Raw genomic sequence first — 22,941 nt, forward strand, 5'->3', positions numbered from 1 at the left:
GAAGCCGGAAGGCCCGCGCCACACGGCCCGCCATAAAACAGAAATGAGGCATAAAACAGCCACAGTTCTATGGGGGCACGCGAGCACCGTTTTGACTGATTCCGGCTTCGACTCCGGGTCGCTGATTTGGCAGCGACGGAATGAAGCCTATCGGTCAGGCGCTCGCGGCGCCAAGTCTACTCTGGCGACGCGTGTTGTAGGAATCGAGGGTTTTTCAGGAAGGCTGCGTCTGTAGGAATTTCCTGTTTTTGCACTGGACAAAACTCGCCCCGAGATCGCACTTGATCCCGGGGCGATTTTCATTAGTGACTAACCTTCCACGCATCGCCCGCCGGGGCGGTGCCGTGGTCATACGGCTTGGCGATCCACATGTAGAGCAGGCCCAGGCCAATCACGATGGCCGTGCTCAGTACCATGGCGTAGTTGATGTACCACGCGGCATCCGGTGTCCGTGGCCAGGCCATGTTGATAATGGCCCCGACACCATAGACCAGTGCGCCGATGTTCACCGCCCAGCCCCAGGCGCCGAGGGTGAATTTGCCGCTTGGTTTCCAGCCCTTCATGCGGGCGTACAGGGCCGCGAGCACGATCATCTGAAACGCCAGGTAGATGCCGATGGCCGCGAAGCTGACGATGGTGGCGACTGCATCCTGCAGGAAGAAGCCGAGGATGATGATCAGCGCCGGCAGGACACCGGAGACGAACAGTGCGGCAACCGGAACTTGCGTCGTAGGGGAAATCTTCTTCAGCAGTCGGCTGCCGATGACCATTTCGTCACGGGCGTAGGAATACAGCAGGCGACTGGCCGCCGCTTGCAGGCTGATGACGCAGGAGATGAAGGAAATCATCACCACGCCCATCACCACTTTCGAACCCACCGGCCCGAACGCGTTGTTGAGGATGGTGCTGACCGGGTCCTTGTCGGTGCCATTGATCACCGCTTGCATGTCCGGCACTGCGAGGATCAGCGCCAGGCAAGCGAACATCGCCGCGATGCCGCCGATGTAGATGGTCATGCGCATCGCCACCGGGATCTGCTTGCTCGGGTTCGGGGTTTCTTCGGCCACATCACCACAGGCCTCGAAACCGTAGTACAGGAACATCCCCGCCAGCGAAGCGGTGAGGAAGGCCGGCAGGTACGAGCCGTCGACGCTGATCTCGAAGGTGTTGAACAACACGCTGATGGATTGATGACGCTCGAAGATCAGCAGGTAAACGCCCACGATGACTGCGCCGACCAGTTCGCAGAGAAAGCCGAACATGGCGATGCGCGCCAGCACTTTGGTGCCGCTGAGGTTGACCAGGGTGGCGAACAGCGTCAGCACCAGGGCAATGACAATGTTGGTGTTGTTGTTCGGTTCAAAGCCCATCATCGCGGCCAGGTACGGGCCGGCACCCACGGCAACCGCCGCGATGGTCACGCACAGGGCGATGGAGTAGATCCAGCCGACCATCCACGCCCAGCGTTTGCCCACCAGGCGGCGGGCCCACGGGTACACGCCGCCGGAAATCGGGAACTGCGAAACCACTTCGCCGAAGATCAGGCACACCAGCAACTGGCCGCAACCGACCAGCAAATAGGCCCAGAACATCGGTGGCCCGCCCGCGGCCAGGCACAGGCCGAACAGGGTATAAACCCCGACGACCGGGGACAGGTAGGTGAAGCCCAGGGCGAAGTTTTCCCACAGGCTCATGCTGCGATTGAAGTTGGAGGTGTAACCCAGTTTGCGCAGTTGCTCGGCATCGCTGTCGGCAAGGGCTGCAGAGAGATCGGGTGATGCACTCATGTGTGATTGCTCCGGAAAATCGGCAGATTTCGGATGTCCGAAACCGTGGCGGGGCCTTGAGGGCACCGCCAGGATCGGTGGTTATTGTTTTTTGGTGTTGCGGTGAATCCTTGATGTAAATCGCCGACATCATCCTTGTGTCTGCTGAAAAGATCGCAGCCTGCGGCAGCTCCTATAGGGTGTACGGCGCTCTTTGTAGGAGCTGCCGAAGGCTGCGATCTTTTCGCTGTTAATGCTTGAACATCACATGCCGCACGACGGTGTAATCCTCCAACCCATACATCGACATGTCCTTGCCATACCCGGACAACTTCTGCCCGCCATGGGGCATTTCGCTGACCAGCATGAAATGCGTATTGACCCAGGTGCAGCCGTACTGCAAGCGCGCCGACATCCGATGGGCGCGGCCGACATCGGCGGTCCACACGGAGGAGGCCAGGCCGTAGTCCGAATCGTTGGCCCAACCCAGCACCTGCGCTTCATCGCTGAATCTGGTCACCGACACCACCGGCCCGAACACTTCGCGACGGACGATCTCGTCGTCCTGCTGGGCGTCGGCCAGCACCGTTGGTTCGAAGAAGAAGCCATTGCCCTCGACAGCCTTGCCGCCAGTGATCAGGCGAATGTGCGGCTGGGCGATGGCGCGTTCGACGAAACCGGCCACGCGGTCGCGGTGTTGTGCGGTGATCAGCGGGCCGAGTTCGGTCGACGGATCGTCCTGCAAGCCGTACTTGATGCTGCTGACGGCGGCGCCGAGTTTCTCGACGAATTTCTCGTAGATGCCTTCCTGGGCGTAGATGCGGCAGGCGGCGGTGCAGTCCTGGCCGGCGTTGTAGAAACCGAAGGTGCGGATGCCTTCGACGGCGGCGTCGATGTCGGCGTCGTCGAAGATGATCACCGGGGCCTTGCCGCCCAGTTCCATGTGCATGCGTTTGACGCTGTCGGCGGTGCTGGAAATGATGTTTGAACCAGTGGCGATCGAACCGGTCAGCGACACCATGCGCACTTTCGGGTGAGTGACCAGCGGGCTGCCGACGCTAGGACCACGGCCGAACACCAGGTTGAGCACGCCGGCCGGGAAGATGTCCGCCGCCAGTTCGGCCAGGCGCAGGGCGGTCAGCGGGGTCTGTTCCGACGGCTTGAGCACCACGGTATTGCCGGCGGCCAGGGCCGGGGCGATTTTCCAGGCGACCATCATCAGCGGATAGTTCCACGGCGCGATGGAGGCGATCACGCCCACCGGGTCGCGGCGGATCATTGAGGTGTGGCCGGGCAGGTATTCGCCACCGGCCGAACCGCTCATGCAACGGCTGGCGCCGGCGAAGAAGCGGAACACGTCGGCAATCGCCGGGATCTCGTCGTTCAGCGCGGCGCTGTAAGGTTTGCCGCAGTTGTCCGATTCCAGTTTGGCCAGCTCTTCGCCGTGGGCCTCGATGGCATCGGCGAGTTTGAGCAGCAGCAGCGAACGTTCTTTCGGCGGAGTCTGCGACCAGCTGTCGAAGGCGGTATCGGCGGCGCGCACGGCGGCATCGACCTGGGCTTCGCTGGCTTCGTTGATTTCCACCAGCACACGACCCAGCGCGGGGTTGAACACCGGTTGGGCAGGGCCTTCGCCGTCTTGCAGTTGGCCGTTGATCAAGAGTTTGGTTTGCATGGCTTTGTCCTCTTACAAGCTGTTCTTGTTTTTCTGTGGAAACCGGCCCCTGTAGGAGCTGCCGAAGGCTGCGATCTTTGACTTTTCTTTTCAAAAACAAGATCAAAAGATCGCAGCCTTCGGCAGCTCCTACAGGGGGATTGTTGTGGGTTATTCGGTTATTTCCCGCCACTGCCCGCAACGCTTTCGCCACCACGGGTCAGGTAATAGGCGCCGAGAATCGGGAGCATGGTCACGATCATCACCAGCATCGCCACGACGTTGGTCACCGGCACGTCCCGTGGGCGGCTGAGCTGATTGAGCAGCCACAGCGGCAGGGTGCGTTCATGGCCAGCGGTGAAGGTGGTGACGATGATTTCGTCGAACGACAGGGCAAACGCCAACATGCCGCCGGCCAGCAACGCCGAGCCGAGGTTCGGCAGGATGATGTAGCGGAAGGTCTGCCAGCCGTCGGCGCCGAGGTCCATCGAGGCCTCGATCAAGCTGTGGGACGTACGGCGCAAGCGGGCGATGACGTTGTTGTAGACGATCACCACGCAGAAGGTCGCGTGGCCGACGATGATGGTGAACATCCCCGGCTCGATACCCAGTGTCTTGAAGGTTGCCAGCAACGCGATTCCGGTGATGATCCCCGGCAGGGCGATCGGCAGGATCAGCATCAGCGAGATGCCCTGCTTGCCGAAGAAGTCCCGGCGGTACAGTGCCGCTGAAGCCAGCGTGCCAAGAACCATGGCGATCAGTGTGGCAATCGAGGCGATCTGCAACGACAGCTTGATGGCTTCGAGCACGTCCGGCCGGGAGAACGCCACGCTGATCCACTTCAGGGTGAAGCCCTTGGGCGGAAAGCTGAACGCCGCGTCTTCGGTGTTGAAGGCGTACAGGAAGATGATCAGGATCGGGAAGTGCAGGAACACCAACCCGCCCCAGGCGGCAATGCGCAGGCCTAATGAGGCTTTTTCAGAGTGCATCGAAGGCCCCCAGACGTTTGACGATGGACAGGTAGATGGCGATCAGCACGATTGGCACCAGGGTGAACGCGGCAGCCATTGGCATGTTGCCGATGGCGCCTTGCTGGGCGTAGACCATGCTGCCGACGAAGTAGCCGGGCGGGCCGACCAGTTGCGGCACGATGAAGTCGCCCAGGGTCAGCGAGAAGGTGAAGATCGAACCGGCGGCAATGCCCGGGATCGACAGCGGCAGAATCACTTGCATGAAGGTCTGGCGCGGCTTGGCCCCGAGGTCGGCGGAGGCTTGCAGCAGCGAGGGCGGCAGGCGTTCCAGCGAGGCCTGGATCGGCAGGATCATGAACGGCAGCCAGATGTAGACGAACACCATGAAGCGGCCCAGGTGCGAGGTCGACAAGGTGCTGCCGCCAACGCCCGGAATGCCCAGCACGAACTGCAGGACCGGTTCCAGCCCCAGGTGCTGCACGAACCACTGCGCCACGCCGCCCTTGGCCAGCAGCAGCGTCCAGGCGTAGGCCTTGACGATGTAACTGGCCCACATCGGCATCATCACCGCGATGTAGAAAAACGCCTTGGTCTTGCCCGTGGTGTAGCGCGCCATGTAGTAGGCAATCGGGAATGCGACGATGGCGCTGGCAATCGACACGACAATCGCCATGCCCAGGGTGCGCAGGATGATGTCGAAGTTCGACGGCTGGAACAGCGCGGTGAAGTTCGCCAGGGTCAGGTCGGGGGTGACCGCCATGGTGAAGTCATCGAAGGTGTAGAAACCTTGCCACAGCAGCACCAGCAACGAGCCCAGGTAGATCGCGCCGAACCACAGCAGCGGCGGTACCAGCAGCAGCGACAGGTAAAAATTCGGCCGGCGATACAGCAGATTGGAAAACCTGCGCAGCAGCGAGCCGCTGGCCGGAGATTGAGGAATGGCTACGGTGTTCATCTCACACCCCGCCTGCAACGGTGTCGTGCAACGGGATCATGGCTTCGCGTGCCCAACGTGCGCTGATGCGCTGACCGGTCTGGTGTTGCGCACTGGTGTCCAGCCACTGGTTGTTGGCCTTGCTGATGTTCAGGGTCTGGCCGTTTTCCAGTTTCAGTTCATAGCGGGTGGCGCTGCCCTGGTACTGGATATCGTGGAGCAAGCCGGTGACTTCGATTTCGTGGCTGGCCAGCGGGCCTTCGGCGAAACGCACGTGTTCCGGGCGAATCGAGAACGGCTGCGGATTGCCACTGATTTGCTTCGCCAGATCACCGCGGATCACGTTGGAGGTGCCGACGAATTCGGCGACGAAGGTGGTGGCCGGTTTCATGTACAGGTTGCGCGGGCTGTCGACTTGTTCGATGCGGCCCTTGTTGAACACCGCCACGCGGTCGGACATCGACAGTGCTTCGGTCTGGTCGTGGGTGACGAAGATGAAGGTGATGCCGAGCTGGCGTTGCAGTTTTTTCAGCTCGCTCTGCATTTGCTCGCGCAGTTTCAGGTCGAGTGCGCCGAGTGGCTCGTCGAGCAAGAGTACGCGAGGACGGTTGACCAGGGCGCGGGCCAGGGCCACGCGCTGGCGCTGACCGCCGGAGAGCTGCACCGGCTTGCGGTCGCCATAGCCGCCGAGGGCCACCATATCGAGCGCTTCTTCGGCGCGTTTCAGGCGTTCGGCCTTGCCCACGCCTTTGACTTTCAAACCGTAGGCGACGTTGTCGCGAACGTTCATGTGCGGGAACAGCGCGTAATCCTGGAACACGGTGTTCACGTCACGCTGGTACGGCGGCAGGCCGGCGGCCTCTTCGCCATGAATACGGATGGAACCTGCGCTCGGTTGTTCAAAACCGGCGATCAGGCGCAAACAGGTGGTCTTGCCCGAGCCGGAAGGCCCCAGCATGGAGAAGAACTCGCCGTCCTGGATGTCGATGGAAACCCGGTCTACGGCTTTCACTTCGCCGAATTGACGGGAAACGTTGGTGAACTGGACTGCAAGCGTCATGGTGCGGTGCTCCAAAAAGGCGCGTTTTCTAAAAATTTGAATCAGTTGTGGCATCGAAAAGATCGCAGCCTGCGGCAGCTCCTACAGGATTTGCAGAAGGCTTCGGGTCTTCGGCACCTGCGGTCGCTGTAGGAGCTGCCGCAGGCTGCGATCTTTTGATCTTGAGAAGAGGGCTTAACGACCGCCCATGATCGCGATGTAGTCCTGGGTCCAGCGGCTGTACGGCACGAACTTGCCGCCTTCAGCCTGCGGGGTTTTCCAGAAGGCGATCTTGTCGAACTGGTCGAAACCGTTGGTCTTGCAGCCTTCGGCGCCGAGCAGTTCGCTCTCCTTGCACGCCGCAGGGACTGCTGGCAACGAGCCGAACCACGCCGCTACGTCGCCCTGGACTTTCGGTTGCAGCGACCAGTCCATCCACTTGTAGGCGCAGTTCGGGTGCTTGGCCTCGGTGTGCATCATGGTGGTGTCGGCCCAACCGGTGGCGCCTTCTTTCGGGATGGTCGAGGCGATTGGCTGTTTCTCGTTCATCAGGCCGTTGACCTGATACGGCCACGCGCCGGACGCGACCACGCCTTCGTTCTTGAAGTCACTCATTTGTACGGTGGTGTCGTGCCAGTAACGGTGGATCAACGGCTGTTGGGCGCGCAGCAGGTCGAGCACGGCCTTGTACTGGGCTTCGGTCAGTTCGTACGGGCTCTGGATGCCCAGTTCCGGTTTGGCGGTCTTGAGGTACAGCGCCGCGTCGGCGATGTAGATCGGGCCGTCATAGGCTTGCACGCGACCCTTGTTCGGCTTGCCGTCCGGCAGGTTTTCGGCATTGAACAGCACGCCCCAGGTGGTCGGCGCGGTCTTGAACACGTTGGTGTTGTACATCAGTACGTTCGGGCCCCACTGATAGGGGGTGCCGTAGGTCTGCTTGTTGACCACGTACCAGGGTGCATCCTTGAGGCGCGGGTCGAGGTTTTTCCAGTTCGGGATCAACGCGGTGTTGATCGGCTGTACACGCTTGCCGACGATCAGGCGCAGGGAGGCGTCGCCCGACGCCGTCACCAGATCGTAACCACCCTTGGCCATCAGGCTGACCATTTCATCGGAAGTGGCCGCGGTCTTGACGTTGACCTTGCAGCCGGTTTCCTTCTCGAAACCGGTCACCCAGTCGTAGGCCTTGTCGCTCTCGCCACGTTCTATGTAGCCAGGCCAGGCCACAATATCCAGTTGGCCCTCGCCAGCCCCGACAGCTTTGAGCGGCTCGGCGGCCTGGAGGCTGGCACTGGCCAGCAGCGCGGTGGTGATTGCACTGAGCAGTGCGGTCTTGTGCGCGAACATGGGAATTCCCTCTTCTTTAATTATGGTCGGGGCAGTGTTTTGAACGTGGTGAAGCATGCCGTTGGTGGCTTGTTATTAGCGTAGTCAGAGATGCTCGCCATGGCGGGCCATGATGTGCCGCACCACGCTGTAGTCCTGAAGCGAATCGCTGGACAGGTCCTTGCCGTAGCCCGAACGCTTCAGGCCGCCATGGGGCATTTCGCTGACCAGCATGAAATGGCTGTTGATCCAGGTGCAGCCGTACTGCAGGCGCGCCGCGACCTGCATGGCCTTGTCGAGGTTCTGGGTCCAGACCGACGACGCCAGGCCGTATTCCGAATCGTTGGCCCAGTCCACCGCTTGTTCCAGTTCATCGAAACGGGTCACGGTGACCACCGGTCCGAACACTTCGCGCTGGACGATCTCATCGCTTTGCTTGCAGCCGGCCAGCAGGGTCGGCTGGTAATAGAAGCCGGCGCCGGAATGCACGGCCGCGCCGGTCACCCGCTCGATGTGCGGCTGGCCGAGGGCGCGTTCGACAAAGCTGGCCACGCGGTCGCGCTGGCGGGTACTGATCAGCGGGCCGATTTCGTTGTCGGCGTCGCGCTTACCGGCGAAGCGCAGGCTGCTGACGGCCGCGCCGAGCTCGGCCACCAGACGGTCGTGAATCCCGGCCTGGGCATAAATGCGGCAAGCGGCGGTGCAGTCCTGGCCGGCGTTGTAGTAGCCATAAGTGCGCACACCTTCGACCACGGCCTGAATGTCGGCATCGTTGCAGACGATCACCGGAGCCTTGCCGCCGAGTTCGAGGTGGGTACGCTTGAGGGTTTTCGATGCGGCCTGGAGGATTTTTTGCCCGGTGACGATATCGCCGGTCAGCGACACCATGCGCACTTTAGGGTGGCTCACCAGGTGGCTGCCGACGCCTTCGCCACCTCCGCAAACGATGTTGATCACACCCCGTGGCAGGATCTCGGCCAGCGCGGGTGCCAGGGCCAGGATCGACAGCGGCGTGTGTTCCGACGGCTTGAACACCAGGGTGTTGCCGGCGGCGAGTGCCGGGGCGATTTTCCACGCGGCCATCATGATCGGGTAGTTCCATGGCGCGATCGACGCCACCACCCCGATAGGATCGCGGCGCACCATGCTGGTGTAGCCCGGCAGGTATTCGCCGCTGAGTTGACCGGTCTGGCAACGCACGGCGCCGGCGAAGAAGCGGAACACGTCGACCGTGGCATTCAGGTCATCCTGACGGGCCAGGTGCAGCGGCTTGCCGCAGTTCATGGATTCGAGGCGGGCCAGCAGGTCGGCGTTTTTTTCGATGGCGTTGGCGATGTCCAGCAGCAGGTTCGAGCGTTGCTGCGGGGTGGTCCGTGACCAGCCGGCAAAGGCGCGGTGGGCGGCGAGGATGGCGGCTTCGACTTGCTCGGTGCTGGCTTCGGCGATTTGCGTGATGATTTCGCCAGTGGCCGGGTTGAGAATCGGCTCGACACAACCTTGACCGGCGACTAATTCACCATCGATCAACAATGCGGTGAACAACGGGGTCTGCGCGCCGGCCATTTTTCGGGTTCTCTTTTCTTGTGTGGCCATGGTGTTCCCAGTGGTTGGGACCCGGCCGTCTTATATAGATGTAACAAGACTAGTTCGCGGGCCCGAGGACAACAAATACTAAATACTGAAGGAGGCGTTCGATTAAATAGATGGCTTTCGCCCGCCATGGGGTTGTTCACGGGCGACTGTCAGGAACGGGTCCACCAGCGCCGGCCGGGCCGTGCCGCGACGCCAGGCGAGGCCGACATCCAGCGTCTGGCTGAGGTCGGCAATCGGCCGTGCTTCGATGATGTCGCCCTCCAGTGACCACGGGCGATAGGTCATGTCGGGCTGGATCGATACGCCCAATCCGGCGGCCACCAGGCTTCGCACCGCTTCGGTCGAGGCTGTGCGCAGGGTGATGCGCGGTTGCAGTGAGGCTGCGGACCACATGCGCTGGGCATTGCGGTCCATTTCATCGACGTTCAGTTGAATCAATGGCTCGCGGGCCACATCGGCGAGGTTGATGCTGTCGTGTTCCAGCAAGGGATGCTGGGCCGGCAGCCATAACCGGTGCGGCGAGTGGGTCAGCACTTCGGTCTGCAGAGCGTGACGGTCTTCGAGGTTGGAGAGGATCAGCACGCCGACATCGATCTCGCCGCTGACCAGCAAATGCTCGATGTACGGGCGTTCATCTTCCATCACGCGGATTTCCACGTTGGGGTAGGCGCGCTGGAAACGGGTGAGCAAGTCCGCCAGGTAATAACCGGCCACCAGGCTGGTCACGCCGACGATCAATTGCCCGGCGACCTGGTCGGTGCTCTGTTGCAGGCTGCGCTTGGCGTTATCCACCGTGGCCAGGATCAAGTGCGCCTGGCGCAGGAATTGATGGCCCTGGTGGGTCAGGGTCATGCCCTTGGCGTGGCGGCTGAACAGGCTGACGCCGATTTCCTCCTCCAGTTGCTGGATGGCCAGGGTCAGGGTCGACTGGGAAATGAACGCGGTTTGTGCGGCGGCGGAGATCGAACCGGTCTCGGCCACAGCGATGAAATGGCGGATCTGACGCAAGGTCATCATGGGGGAAGCACCCGGTGGGCTGTTTTTATCGATTTATTGGAGTGTATATCTTTTTTTTCGATGGTCAGCGCCAGGTGGCCTGGCGATGCAACATCTGGAAGCACTCTCGCCCACGGGGCGTCGGCACTTTCGATCTAGGCTGGTGCCCTTGGTTTCAGGTTAAACGTCCTGTGGAGGCAGCAAATGAACACCCGTGGATTGCTCGATCAACTACTCAGGTCCGGCCAGGACCTGCTGCAGAACAAGGCCGGTGGCTCACAGCAAAAGGGCGCGAGCGGTGGCACCGGTGCCCTCGGTGGTTTGCTCTCCGGCGCGAGCGGCGGGGCATTGGCGGCAGGGGCCATGGGCTTGCTGCTCGGCAGCAAGAAGGCCCGCAAGGTCGGCGGCAAGGTGGCGGTCTACGGTGGCCTTGCCGCGTTGGGCGTGCTGGCCTACAAGGCCTACGGCAACTGGCAGGCCCAGCAGGGCACAGCGCCGGAAACTGAACCGCAAACCCTCGACCGCTTGCCTGCCGCGCAAGTCGAGCAGCACAGCCAGGCGATTCTCAAGGCGCTGGTGGCCGCGGCCAAGGCTGACGGGCACGTCGACGAACGTGAGCGCGCACTGATCGAGGGCGAGTTCATCAAGCTCGACAATGACCAGGAGCTGCAACACTGGCTGCATGCCGAACTCAACAAACCGCTGGACCCCAGCGACGTCGCCCGTGCCGCGCGCACGCCGGAGACCGCCGCCGAGATGTACATCGCGAGTGTGATGATGGTCGACGAGGAGAACTTCATGGAGAAGTCCTACCTGGATGAACTGGCGCGGCAACTCAAGCTGGAACCGGGGTTGAAGGCTGAACTGGAGAAGCAGGTTCGCCAGGCTTCGATGTAATTGTGGGAGCTGGCTTGCCGGCGAAGGCGGTCATTCAGTCAGTAATCGGTTGTCTGACACGACGCTTTCGCTGGCAAGCCAGCTCCCACAGCGTCCTGGTTTCGGCCGCACCACATCCCCAATGGCCGATCCATCGCCCGATTCTACCCAATCACCCCTAACACCCCTTCCCTCAATTAGCGGACAGTCCCACCCAGAGCCCATCCCGCCTTTTTTCAACGGGATGAGAGGTGGCGTGCATCCGTCTTATAAATGAAACACCGCCCTCGGCTATACTCCCCGCATTTCGAATCAGGCCTGAGGATTGACTGTGAAGAACTGGACATTGCGCCAACGCATTTTGGCGAGTTTTGCGGTCATTATCGCCATCATGTTGTTGATGGTGGTCGTCTCGTATTCGCGGTTGCTGAAGATCGAAAGCAGTGAAGCGAGCGTACGTGAAGACGCGCTTCCCGGGCTGTATTACAGCTCCATGGTTCGCAGCGCCTGGGTGGACAGTTACCTTCGGACCCAGGAAATACTGGGATTCAGGGAAGGGCAGGGGTTGAGTGCTGAACAGGCGGAAAACTTCAAAACCTTCGAAACCCGCCTGCAAGAACAGATGAAGAACTACAACGACACGGTCACCACGGATGAAGACAAGGTCGAGTACGCCACCTTCATAAAGCTTCACGACGACTACAACAAAGTCCTGGCTGCGGTGCTCGACCTGCACAAGCGCAATCAGGCCGTCGAAGCGATCCGGTTGTTCAACGAACAATTGACCCCGGCCTGGACCGCGGGGCGCATGAAACTCAACGACATCATCAGCGAAAACAAAGCCGTGGCGGACCGGGATATCGCGGCCATCGATGACGCGGTGCTCACCGCAAAAGTCATCATGGGCATTTCCCTGGTGATCGCCGTGCTGGCTGCCGGTCTCTGCGGTCTGTTGTTGATGCGCGCGATCATGGCGCCGATGAACCGTATCGTGCAGATCCTCGAAGTCATGCGTACGGGCGATCTCAGCCGCCGTCTCAACCTGGAGCGCAAGGACGAATTCGGTGCGGTGGAGACCGGTTTCAACGACATGATGGCCGAGCTCACTTCACTGGTGTCCCAGGCGCAGCGCTCGTCGGTGCAGGTGACCACGTCGGTCACCGAGATCGCCGCCACCTCCAAGCAGCAACAGGCCACTGCCACGGAAACCGCCGCCACCACCACGGAAATCGGCGCGACCTCCCGTGAAATCGCCGCCACCTCCCGGGACCTGGTGCGCACCATGACCGAGGTTTCCACCGCTGCCGATCAGGCTTCCGTGGCTGCCGGCTCCGGGCAGCAGGGCCTGGCGCGCATGGAGGAAACCATGCACTCGGTGATGGGCGCGGCCGATCTGGTCAATGCCAAACTGGCGATCCTCAACGAGAAGGCCGGCAACATCAATCAGGTGGTGGTGACCATCGTCAAGGTGGCCGACCAGACCAACCTGTTGTCGCTCAACGCCGCCATCGAGGCCGAGAAGGCCGGTGAGTACGGGCGCGGTTTTGCCGTGGTCGCCACCGAAGTACGGCGCCTGGCGGACCAGACGGCAGTGGCCACCTACGACATCGAGCAAATGGTGCGCGAGATCCAGTCGGCGGTCTCGGCCGGGGTCATGGGCATGGACAAGTTTTCCGAAGAAGTGCGTCGCGGCATGTCCGAGGTGCAGCAGGTCGGCGAGCAGTTGTCGCAGATCATCCATCAGGTCCAGGCGCTGGCGCCGCGGGTGCTGATGGTCAACGAAGGGATGCAGGCCCAGGCTACCGGTGCCGAGCAGATCAACCATGCGCTGGTGCAGTTGGGTGATGCCAGCAGCCAGACGGTCGAGTCTCTGCGCCAGGCCAGTTTCGCCATCGATGAACTGAGCCAGGTGGCCGTCGGGCTGCGCAGCGGCGTTTCGCGATTCAAAGTCTGATGAGCGAAATCACGGCCAAGCGCTCTGCCGTGAAGCAGGCGCTGCATGCGTTGTTTCTGGTGTTTCGCATCGGCAGCGAGCGCTATGCCTTGAAGGCTGTCGAAGTGGCTGAAGTGCTGCCGCGCCTGCCCTTGAAGCCCATTGCTCATGCCCCCGCCTGGGTCGCCGGGGTGTTCGCCTATCGGGGCGCCGTGGTACCGGTGATCGACTTGAGTGCACTGACGTTTGGCGCGCCAGCACAAGCCCGTACCAGCACGCGACTGGTGCTGGTCAACTATCACCCGGATGAAACCGCCGAGTCGCAGTTGCTTGGGCTGATTCTGGAGCAGGCGACCGACACCTTGCGTTGCGATCCGGCGGACTTCCAGCCCTACGGCCTGGACAATCGCCAGGCGCCTTACCTGGGGCCGGTGCGCAAGGACGAGCAAGGTTTGCTGCAATGGGTACGGGTCAGTGATCTGCTGAACGATCAGGTGCGCGCCTTGTTGTTTCCTTCGCCGCCAATGGATCCGGCGCTGCTGCAGGAGCGGCCATGAACAGCGACCAGCGTTTTTTCGACTTTCTCAAGGAAACCATCGGACTCGACGTGACCTCGGTAGGACCGGCGATCATCGAGCGAGCGGTGCGCCAGCGCAGCATCGCTTCGCAAGCCGTGTCGGCCGATGAATATTGGCGCACCTTGCAGGGCTCACGGGACGAGCAACAGGCGTTGATCGAAGCGGTGATCGTTCCGGAAACCTGGTTCTTCCGGTATCCGGAGTCCTTCGCCACCCTGGCGAAACTGGCGAGCAAGCGTCTGGCTGAAATCAACAACCTGCGCGCACTGCGGATACTCAGCCTGCCGTGTTCCACCGGTGAAGAACCGTACTCAATCGCCATGGCGTTGCTCGATGCCGGGCTCAAGCCGCACCAGTTCAAGGTCGACGGCATGGACGTCAGCCCGTTGTCAGTGGATAAAGCCAGGCGAGCCTTGTACGGCAAGAATTCCTTTCGGGGCGACGACATTGCATATCGCGACCGCCATTTCATTGCCGAAGGCGACGGCTATCGCCTGGACCCGCGTGTGCAGGAGCAGGTGCGCTTGCAGGTCGGCAATCTGCTGGACCCGGCCTTGCTGGCCGGTGAACCGCCATTCGATTTCGTGTTTTGTCGCAACCTGCTGATCTATTTCGACCAGCCGACCCAGAAGCAAGTCTTTGAAGTGCTCAAGCGCCTGACCCACGATGACGGCGTGCTGTTTATCGGCCCGGCCGAAGGCAGTCTGCTGGGGCGTCTGGGGATGCGCTCGATCGGTATCGCGCAGTCCTTCGCCTTCAGTCGACAAGGGACTGCGGAGCCTGTACCCCTGCCGACATTCGTTCCAACCCCCTTGCCTGTGCCGCAACCGTTGCGCAATCGACCAGCAGCGCCGGTGCGCAGCCGTCCGTTCGCCGGTGTCGTGCCGCTGGCGCCTGTGCCGAAAACCTCTGGCACCGATACGGCCGCGCTGTTGGCCAACATCGCCGGGCTGGCCAACGAAGGCAAAAGCGCCGAGGCAAAAGCCGCGTGTGAAAGCTATTTGCGCAGTCATGAACCGGTAGCCCAGGTGTTCTACTGGCTGGGACTGCTCAGCGATGTGGCGGGAAATGTCCTGGAAGCCCAGGGCTTTTATCGCAAGGCGTTGTACCTCGAACCGCAACATCCCGAAGCGTTGATGCATCTGGCCGCCTTGCTGCAGGCTCAGGGTGACGCGGCGGGGGCCAGACGATTGCAGGAGCGTGCCGCCCGCAGCGCACGCGCCGCCGACAGTGAGCGTAAACGATGATCGCCTCCGACACCTTAAGCGTCACCCGGGATGCCCAGGCCATCGACGATTGCTGGAACCGCATCGGTATCCACGGCGACAAGTCCTGCCCGTTGCTTGCAGAACATATTCATTGCCGCAATTGTGCCGTGTATTCGGCCGCTGCGACGCGTCTGCTCGATCGTTATGCCTTGCAGCAGGAAGAGCGCGGGCCAGTGTCCGTCGCGCTCGAGAGTGAGGTGAAAACCCGCTCGTTGTTGATGTTCCGCCTGGGGGAGGAGTGGTTGGGCCTGGCCACGCGCAGCCTGGTGGAAGTGTCGCCGTTGCAGGCGATTCACTCTTTGCCGCACCAGCGCTCCCGGGCCTTGCTCGGCGTGGCGAATGTGCGCGGCGCGCTGGTCGCTTGCCTGTCGCTGGTGGAACTGCTCGGGCTCGACGGCACCGGCAATGTGGCACCGGGTGCGCGCGTCATGCCGCGCATGTTGATCATCGCGGCCCACGGCGGGCCGGTGGTGGTGCCGGTGGACGAAGTCGACGGGATTCACGCCATCGACGAGCATGTCCTCGATAGCGCATCGCGCTCGGGGGCCCAGGCCAGCGCCAAATACACTCGTGGCGTGTTGCAATTCAAAGGTCGCAGCCTGCGTTGGCTGGATGAAGAACAGCTGTTGTCCGCCGTGACCCGGAGCCTCACATGACCCCCGAGCAAATGCGCGACGCCTCTTTGCTGGAGCTGTTCAGCCTGGAGGCCGAAGCCCAGACCCAGGTCTTGAGTGCCGGCCTGCTGGCGCTTGAGCGGGATCCGACCCTGGCCGATCAGCTTGAATCGTGCATGCGTGCGGCGCACTCGCTCAAGGGCGCGGCGCGGATCGTGGGCGTCGATGCCGGGGTCAGCGTTGCCCACGTCATGGAGGATTGCCTGGTCAGTGCCCAGGAAGGGCGCCTGTTGCTGCGCCCCGAACACATTGATGCGTTGCTGCAAGGCACCGATCTGCTGATGCGCATCGCCACGCCGGGCAACAACCCGCAGGCCTCGGACATTGAGGCTTACGTATCCTTGATGGCACGCTTGCTGGATCCGACAGCGCCGCTGGTTGTGCCTGCCGAACCGGTCATGGCCGAATCGATTATCGCCGAGCTCATGCTCGAAGCACCTGCCCCCAAGGTCGAGCCGCCGACGTCTGTCGTCGAACCGCCTCCGGCGCCAGCCCCGCGCAAGACCAAACGCACCACCGAAAATGGTGAGCGTGTGTTGCGCGTCACCGCCGAGCGCCTGAACAGCCTGCTCGATCTGTCCAGCAAATCCCTGGTGGAAACCCAGCGCCTGAAGCCGCACCTGGCGACCATGCAGCGACTCAAGCGCATGCAGAGCAACAGCCTGCGAGCGCTGGAGAATCTCAATGTTCATCTCAAGGATCACGCCTTGAGCCTGGAAGCCCAGGAAGCCCTTGAGGATGCGCGGCGCTTGCTCGCGCAATCCCAGCAATTGCTCATGGAAAAGAACGCCGAACTCGATGAGTTCGCCTGGCAGGCCAGCCAGCGGGCACAGGTGTTGTACGACACGGCGCTGGCTTGCCGCATGCGGCCCTTTGCCGATGTGTTGACCGGGCAGGTGCGCATGGTCCGTGATCTGGGGCGCGACCTGGGCAAACAGGTGCGACTGGAAATTGAAGGCGAGAAGACTCAGGTCGATCGCGACGTGCTGGAAAAGCTCGAGGCGCCGCTGACTCACCTGTTGCGCAACGCGGTCGATCACGGCATCGAACTTCCGGAACAACGCCTGCTGGCCGGCAAGCCGGCGGAAGGTTTGATTCGCCTGCGCGCGTCTCATCAGGCCGGTTTGCTGGTGCTTGAATTGAGCGATGACGGTAACGGCGTGGATCTGGAGAAAGTCCGTCGCAGTATCGTTGAACGAAATCTGTCCCCCGCAGAAACCGCCGCGCAGTTGAGCGAGGAAGAACTGCTGACGTTCCTGTTCCTGCCCGGTTTCAGTCTGCGCGACAGGGTCACCGAGGTGTCCGGTCGTGGCGTCGGCCTGGATGCGGTGCAGCACATGGTCCGGCAGTTGCGCGGTGCGGTGGTGCTGGAGCAGACGGCGGGCGAGGGCAGTCGTTTCCATCTTGAAGTGCCGTTGACCCTGTCGGTGGTGCGCAGCCTGGTGGTGGAAGTCGGCGACGAGGCCTATGCCTTTCCGCTGGCGCACATTGAGCGCATGTGTGATCTGGAGCCGGTGGACATCGTGCAGGTCGAAGGTCGCCAGCATTTCTGGCACGAAGGCCGGCATGTCGGGCTGGTGGCGGCCAGCCAGTTGCTGCATCGTCCGGCCAGCCAGAGCAGCGGGCAAACCCTGAAAGTCGTGGTGATTCGCGAGCGCGATGCGATCTACGGCGTGGCCGTGGAGCGGTTTATCGGTGAGCGGACATTGGTGGTGCTGCCGTTGGATGAGCGTCTGGGCAAGGTGCAGGACATTTCCGCCGGGGCCCTGCTCGACGACGGCTCGGTGGTGCTGATCGTCGACGTCGAAGACATGCTGCGTTCGGTGGAAAAACTGCTCAACACCGGGCGCCTGGAACGCATCGCCCGCCACAGCAATCAGGTGGTCGAGGCGGCCCGCAAACGAATTCTGGTGGTGGACGATTCCCTGACCGTGCGAGAGTTGCAGCGCAAGCTGTTGCTCAATCGCGGATACGACGTGGCGGTTGCGGTAGACGGCATGGACGGCTGGAACGCGTTGCGTTCGGAGGATTTCGATCTGCTGATCACCGACATTGATATGCCGCGCATGGACGGCATCGAACTGGTTACGTTGCTGCGTCGGGACAATCGCCTGCAATCGCTGCCGGTGATGGTGGTGTCCTACAAGGATCGTGAGGAGGACCGGCGCCGTGGACTGGATGCCGGCGCCGACTATTATCTAGCCAAGGCCAGTTTTCATGACGACGCCTTGCTCGATGCAGTGGTCGAGCTCATTGGAGGAGCGCGTGCATGAGGATTGCGATCGTCAACGACATGCCCATGGCGGTGGAGGCCCTGCGCCGCGCCCTGGCATTCGAGCCGACACACGAAGTGGTCTGGGTCGCCGGCAATGGCGCCGAAGCGGTGCGCCTGTGCGCGCAGGACACGCCGGACCTGATCCTGATGGACCTGATCATGCCGGTGATGGATGGCGTCGAGGCCACGCGGCGGATCATGGCCGAGAGCCCGTGCGCCATTGTCATCGTCACCGTGGATCGCCAGCAGAACGTGCACCGGGTATTCGAGGCCATGGGCCACGGTGCGCTGGACGTGGTCGACACCCCGACCGTCGGCGCCGGCAATGCCCAGGACGCGGCTGCGCCGTTGTTGCGCAAGATCATGAACATCGGCTGGTTGATCGGCGACAAGGGCAATCGCCCACGCCCGGCGCCGGCACCGTTGCGCAGTTCGGGCTCACGCCAGAGCCTGATCGCCATTGGCTCATCCGCCGGTGGGCCGGCGGCGCTGGAAGTCTTGCTCAAGGGCCTGCCGCGTGATTTCTCTCCGGCCATCGTGCTGGTGCAACACGTTGACCAGGTGTTTGCCGCCGGCATGGCTGAATGGCTCGGCAGTGCCAGCGGCCTCAACGTGCGCCTTGCCGAGGAAGGCGAGCCGCCGCAAAGCGGCACGGTATTGCTGGCCGGCACCAATCACCATATTCGCTTGCTGAAAAACGGCACGCTGGCCTACACCGCCGAACCGGTCAACGAAATCTACCGGCCCTCCATCGATGTCTTCTTCGAGAGCGTGGCCAGTTACTGGAACGGTGACGCCGTGGGGGTTTTACTCACCGGCATGGGGCGTGATGGCGCCCAGGGGCTTAAACTCATGCGCCAACAGGGCTACCTGACCATCGCACAAGATCAAGGCAGCAGTGCGGTGTATGGCATGCCGAAGGCGGCTGCAGCCATCGACGCTGCCGTGGAGATTCGCCCGCTGGACAAGATAGCGCCACGATTGCTGGAGATTTTCGCCAAATGAGCACTTTTTTCCTCATTTCTGGCTCAGGTAGTACTCAGGTGACCGCACATGAATGAATTACAGCTCGACGACTTCAAGACCGACGAAAACGCCGCCATGGTGTTGCTGGTGGACGATCAGGCCATGATCGGCGAAGCCGTGCGCCGGGGCCTGGCGAACGAAGAGAACATCGATTTCCACTTCTGCGCCGATCCACATCAGGCCATCGCCCACGCGGTGCGCATCAAGCCGACGGTCATCTTGCAGGATCTGGTCATGCCCGGCCTTGACGGTCTGAGCCTGGTGCGCGAATACCGCAATCACCCGGCGACCAAGGACATTCCGATCATCGTCCTGTCGACCAAGGAAGACCCGCTGATCAAGAGCGCGGCCTTCGCGGCCGGGGCCAACGATTACCTGGTCAAGCTACCGGACAACATCGAACTGGTCGCGCGCATCCGCTATCACTCACGGTCCTACATGACCCTGCTGCAACGGGACGCGGCCTACCGCGCGTTGCGGGTCAGCCAGCAGCAACTGCTCGACACCAACCTGGTCCTGCAACGCCTGATGAACTCCGATGGCCTGACCGGGCTGTCGAACCGTCGGCACTTCGACGAGTACATGGAACTGGAGTGGCGCCGCTCGCTGCGTGAGCAGAGCCAGTTGTCGTTGCTGATGATCGATGTCGACTACTTCAAGGCCTACAACGACAGCTTCGGCCACCTGGAAGGCGATGAAGCCCTGCGCAAGGTCGCCGCGGCGATCAAGGACGCCAGTGCCCGCCCTTCGGACCTGCCGGCCCGCTACGGAGGCGAAGAATTTGCCCTGGTGCTGCCCAACACCTCCCAGGGCGGCGCGCGGCTTGTTGCCGAGAAGCTGCGCCAGACCGTGGCAGCCCTGAAGATCCCGCATAACTCGCCAACCGAAGGGTCGAGCCTGACCATCAGCATCGGCCTGTCGACCATCACCCCGAAAGCGGGCAGCAACTGCCGCGACCTGATCCTGGCGGCGGACAAGGGGCTGTATTTGGCGAAGAATAACGGGCGCAACCAGGTGGGGATTGGGTGACCACCACGCCCCTGTAGGAGCTGCCGAAGGCTGCGATCTTTTGATTTTGTTTTTTACAGGCAAGATCAAAAGATCGCAGCCTGCGGCAGCTCCTACATGTTTTCGTCGCAACCCCCCAACCATTCGCCCCTAAAGCCGCCAGGCGGGCTGCCGTGGCAGCTTGATTGCGTTATACTCGCCGGCTTTCAAAAGTTCGCCAACGAGTGCTGCCCGTCATGGAAATCAACCCGATCCTGAACACCATCAAGGACCTGTCCGAGCGCTCCGAAACCATTCGGGGGTATCTTTGACTACGATCAAAAGCATGAGCGTCTGACCGAAGTCAATCGCGAGCTTGAAGATCCGAGTGTCTGGAACAAACCTGAATACGCCCAGGAGTTGGGCCGCGAGCGCGCTGCGCTGGCGCAGATCGTCGATACCCTGGACGAACTGAACACCGGTCTGGCCGATTGCCGCGACCTGCTGGACATGGCTGTCGAAGAAAACGACGAAGGCGCAGTGGACGATGTCGTCGCCGAGCTGGCCCGTCTCGAGGAAAGTCTGGCCAAGCTGGAGTTCCGTCGCATGTTCAGCCACGAAATGGACCCGAACAACGCCTACCTGGACATCCAGGCCGGTTCCGGCGGCACCGAAGCCCAGGACTGGGCCAACATCCTGCTGCGCATGTACCTGCGCTGGGCCGACAAACGCGGTTTCGACGCGACCATCATGGAACTGTCCGCCGGTGAAGTCGCCGGGATCAAGGGCGCGACCGTGCACATCAAGGGCGAGTATGCGTTTGGCTGGTTGCGTACCGAGATCGGCGTGCACCGTCTGGTGCGCAAGAGCCCGTTCGACTCCGGCAACCGTCGCCACACCTCGTTTTCCGCGGTGTTCGTCTCGCCAGAGATCGATGACAAGGTGGAAATCGAAATCAACCCGGCAGACTTGCGGATCGACACCTATCGTTCCTCGGGTGCCGGTGGTCAGCACGTAAACACCACCGACTCGGCCGTACGTATCACCCACGTACCGACCAACACCGTGGTCAGCTGCCAGAACGAACGTTCCCAGCACGCCAACAAGGACACCGCCATGAAAATGCTGCGGGCCAAGTTGTACGAGCAGGAAATGCAGAAACGCAACGCGGCGTCCCAGGCGCTGGAAGACACCAAGTCCGATATCGGCTGGGGTCATCAGATCCGTTCGTACGTGCTCGATGCCTCGCGGATCAAGGATCTGCGCACCAACATCGAACGCAGCGACTGTGACAAGGTGCTCGATGGCGACATCGACGAATACCTGGAAGCGAGCCTGAAGTCCGGGCTGTAAGCAATGCAATACCGGATCGGCTGACTCCCCGCGATCCCATGTAGGAGCCGGCTTGCCGGCGATCCCCAGGCCGCAGGCCTGGGGGCAACGAACCCGTGATGGAATATTTAAAGACATGAGCGACCTAGAACTCGACCCGCAAGCCCTGCAACAGGAAGAAAACTCCCTGATCGCCCTGCGCAAGGAAAAGCTTGCTGCCGAGCGCGCCAAGGGCAATGCCTTCCCGAATGACTTCCGCCGCGAAAACTACTGCGATGCACTGCAGAAACAGTACGCGGACAAGACCAAGGAAGAGCTGGCAGAGGCTGCGATCCCGGTCAAGGTTGCCGGTCGTATCATGCTCAACCGTGGCTCGTTCATGGTGATCCAGGACATGACCGGTCGTATCCAGGTCTACGTCAATCGCAAGACCCTGTCCGAAGAAACCCTGGCCGCGGTGAAAACCTGGGACATGGGCGACATCATTGCTGCCGAAGGCACCCTGGCCCGTTCCGGCAAGGGTGACCTGTACGTTGAAATGACCAACGTGCGCCTGCTGACCAAATCCCTGCGTCCGCTGCCGGACAAGCACCACGGCCTGACCGACACCGAACAGCGCTACCGCCAGCGCTACGTTGACCTGATCGTCAACGAAGACGTGCGCCAGACGTTCCGCGTGCGTTCGCAAGTCATCGCCCACATCCGCAGCTTCCTGATGAAGCGTGATTTCCTGGAAGTGGAAACACCGATGCTGCAGACCATTCCGGGCGGCGCGGCAGCCAAGCCGTTCGAAACCCACCACAACGCGCTGGACATGGAAATGTTCTTGCGCATTGCGCCTGAGCTGTACCTCAAGCGGCTTGTTGTCGGCGGGTTCGAGAAGGTGTTCGAGATCAACCGCAACTTCCGTAACGAAGGCGTTTCGACTCGTCACAACCCTGAATTCACCATGTTGGAGTTCTACCAGGCCTACGCCGACTACGAAGACAACATGGACCTGACCGAAGAGTTGTTCCGTGAACTGGCTCAGCTGGTTCTGGGCAGCACCGACGTGCCGTACGGCGACAAAGTGTTCCACTTCGGCGAGCCGTTCGTGCGCCTGTCGGTGTTCGACTCGATCCTCAAGTACAACCCCGAGCTGACCGCCGACGACCTGAACGACATCGACAAGGCTCGCGCCATCGCCAAGAAAGCCGGCGCCAAGGTGTTGGGCTTCGAAGGCCTGGGCAAGCTGCAGGTGATGATTTTCGAAGAGCTGGTCGAGCACAAGCTGGAACAGCCGCACTTCATTACGCAGTACCCGTTCGAAGTGTCGCCGCTGGCACGTCGTAACGACGAGAACCCGAACGTCACCGACCGTTTCGAGCTGTTCATCGGTGGTCGTGAAATCGCCAACGCTTACTCCGAGTTGAACGACGCGGAAGACCAGGCCGAGCGTTTCATGGCCCAGGTGGCCGACAAGGACGCCGGCGACGACGAAGCCATGCACTACGACGCCGACTTCGTGCGTGCGCTCGAGTACGGCATGCCGCCAACGGCGGGTGAAGGTATCGGTATCGACCGTCTGGTGATGCTGCTGACCAACTCCCCGTCGATCCGCGACGTGATCCTGTTCCCGCACATGCGGCCGCAAGCGTAAGTGTTTCAACTAAAAAAGCCGCCTTTTCAGGCGGCTTTTTTATTGCCTGTCTGGTACAAACGTATCAACTTGTT

Annotated in this window: 18 protein-coding genes; 10 read left to right on the top strand and 8 right to left on the bottom strand. The window is 61.6% G+C overall.

Annotation, left to right across the window (positions count from 1 at the left end; translation table 11 throughout):
* Window positions 1-302: 302 nt before the first annotated feature.
* From KW846_RS25650 to KW846_RS25685, 8 genes are all read right to left on the bottom strand, one after another.
* Window positions 303-1,787, bottom strand: coding sequence for an APC family permease (locus KW846_RS25650; RefSeq protein WP_218485961.1), 1,485 nt, complete (start codon window positions 1,785-1,787; stop codon window positions 303-305).
* A gap of 229 nt (window positions 1,788-2,016) precedes the next feature.
* The gene (locus KW846_RS25655; protein ID WP_218485962.1) at window positions 2,017-3,441 is read right to left on the bottom strand and encodes a gamma-aminobutyraldehyde dehydrogenase; all 1,425 of its coding nucleotides are present in this window, start codon (window positions 3,439-3,441) and stop codon (window positions 2,017-2,019) included.
* A gap of 158 nt (window positions 3,442-3,599) precedes the next feature.
* The gene (locus KW846_RS25660) at window positions 3,600-4,409 is read right to left on the bottom strand and encodes an ABC transporter permease (protein WP_218485963.1); all 810 of its coding nucleotides are present in this window, start codon (window positions 4,407-4,409) and stop codon (window positions 3,600-3,602) included.
* The gene (locus KW846_RS25665; RefSeq protein WP_007975063.1) at window positions 4,399-5,346 is read right to left on the bottom strand and encodes an ABC transporter permease; all 948 of its coding nucleotides are present in this window, start codon (window positions 5,344-5,346) and stop codon (window positions 4,399-4,401) included. Before KW846_RS25665 ends, KW846_RS25660 begins: the two co-directional genes overlap by 11 nt.
* Window position 5,347: 1 nt before the next feature.
* The gene (locus tag KW846_RS25670) at window positions 5,348-6,385 is read right to left on the bottom strand and encodes an ABC transporter ATP-binding protein (RefSeq protein WP_218485964.1); all 1,038 of its coding nucleotides are present in this window, start codon (window positions 6,383-6,385) and stop codon (window positions 5,348-5,350) included.
* Between the two features lie 174 nt (window positions 6,386-6,559).
* Window positions 6,560-7,711, bottom strand: coding sequence for a putative ABC transporter substrate-binding protein YdcS (gene ydcS, locus KW846_RS25675; protein ID WP_218485965.1), 1,152 nt, complete (start codon window positions 7,709-7,711; stop codon window positions 6,560-6,562).
* 84 nt (window positions 7,712-7,795) lie between these two features.
* Window positions 7,796-9,283 carry a gamma-aminobutyraldehyde dehydrogenase gene (locus tag KW846_RS25680; RefSeq protein ID WP_218485966.1) on the bottom strand — a complete coding sequence of 496 codons (1,488 nt, stop codon included), beginning with the start codon at window positions 9,281-9,283 and terminating at the stop codon, window positions 7,796-7,798.
* 102 nt (window positions 9,284-9,385) lie between these two features.
* Window positions 9,386-10,300 (bottom strand): LysR family transcriptional regulator, encoded by a 915-nt coding sequence (locus KW846_RS25685; protein WP_007975056.1) that lies wholly within the window; start codon window positions 10,298-10,300, stop codon window positions 9,386-9,388.
* A gap of 183 nt (window positions 10,301-10,483) precedes the next feature.
* Here KW846_RS25685 and KW846_RS25690 point away from each other — a divergent pair, with 183 nt between their 5' ends.
* From KW846_RS25690 to lysS, 10 genes are all read left to right on the top strand, one after another.
* Complete coding sequence (locus KW846_RS25690) at window positions 10,484-11,176, top strand: tellurite resistance TerB family protein (RefSeq protein WP_116581968.1); 693 nt, start codon at window positions 10,484-10,486, stop codon at window positions 11,174-11,176.
* Window positions 11,177-11,546: 370 nt separating this feature from the next.
* Window positions 11,547-13,109 (top strand): methyl-accepting chemotaxis protein, encoded by a 1,563-nt coding sequence (locus tag KW846_RS25695; RefSeq protein WP_371321777.1) that lies wholly within the window; start codon window positions 11,547-11,549, stop codon window positions 13,107-13,109.
* On the top strand, window positions 13,109-13,645 hold the full coding sequence (locus KW846_RS25700; RefSeq protein WP_218485968.1) for a chemotaxis protein CheW: 537 nt from the start codon (window positions 13,109-13,111) through the stop codon (window positions 13,643-13,645). Before KW846_RS25695 ends, KW846_RS25700 begins: the two co-directional genes overlap by 1 nt.
* A complete protein-coding gene (locus tag KW846_RS25705; RefSeq protein WP_218485969.1) occupies window positions 13,642-14,913 on the top strand; it encodes a protein-glutamate O-methyltransferase CheR in 1,272 nt (423 codons plus the stop codon). The genes KW846_RS25700 and KW846_RS25705 overlap by 4 nt, the downstream gene beginning before the upstream one ends.
* A complete protein-coding gene (locus KW846_RS25710) occupies window positions 14,910-15,590 on the top strand; it encodes a chemotaxis protein CheW (protein ID WP_218485970.1) in 681 nt (226 codons plus the stop codon). Before KW846_RS25705 ends, KW846_RS25710 begins: the two co-directional genes overlap by 4 nt.
* Window positions 15,587-17,881, top strand: a complete 2,295-nt coding sequence (locus tag KW846_RS25715; protein WP_218485971.1) for a hybrid sensor histidine kinase/response regulator — start codon at window positions 15,587-15,589, stop codon at window positions 17,879-17,881. The genes KW846_RS25710 and KW846_RS25715 overlap by 4 nt, the downstream gene beginning before the upstream one ends.
* Window positions 17,878-18,888, top strand: a complete 1,011-nt coding sequence (locus KW846_RS25720) for a chemotaxis response regulator protein-glutamate methylesterase (protein WP_218476447.1) — start codon at window positions 17,878-17,880, stop codon at window positions 18,886-18,888. The genes KW846_RS25715 and KW846_RS25720 overlap by 4 nt, the downstream gene beginning before the upstream one ends.
* A gap of 48 nt (window positions 18,889-18,936) precedes the next feature.
* Entirely contained in the window at window positions 18,937-19,938 is a 1,002-nt protein-coding gene (locus tag KW846_RS25725; RefSeq protein WP_218485972.1) for a PleD family two-component system response regulator, read from the top strand.
* 215 nt (window positions 19,939-20,153) lie between these two features.
* Window positions 20,154-21,249, top strand: a protein-coding gene (gene prfB / locus KW846_RS25730) for a peptide chain release factor 2 (protein WP_095965010.1) whose coding sequence is annotated in 2 segments (ribosomal slippage) — window positions 20,154-20,225 and window positions 20,227-21,249 — 1,095 coding nt in all. Because the reading frame shifts where the segments join, the coding sequence is not laid out codon by codon here.
* A 115-nt stretch (window positions 21,250-21,364) separates the two neighbouring features.
* On the top strand, window positions 21,365-22,867 hold the full coding sequence (gene lysS, locus KW846_RS25735; protein WP_007992008.1) for a lysine--tRNA ligase: 1,503 nt from the start codon (window positions 21,365-21,367) through the stop codon (window positions 22,865-22,867).
* Window positions 22,868-22,941 lie beyond the last annotated feature (74 nt).

The organism is Pseudomonas sp. PDM32 (assembly GCF_019219225.1).
In the GTDB taxonomy this organism is placed as follows: Bacteria; Pseudomonadota; Gammaproteobacteria; order Pseudomonadales; family Pseudomonadaceae; genus Aquipseudomonas; species Aquipseudomonas laurylsulfatiphila.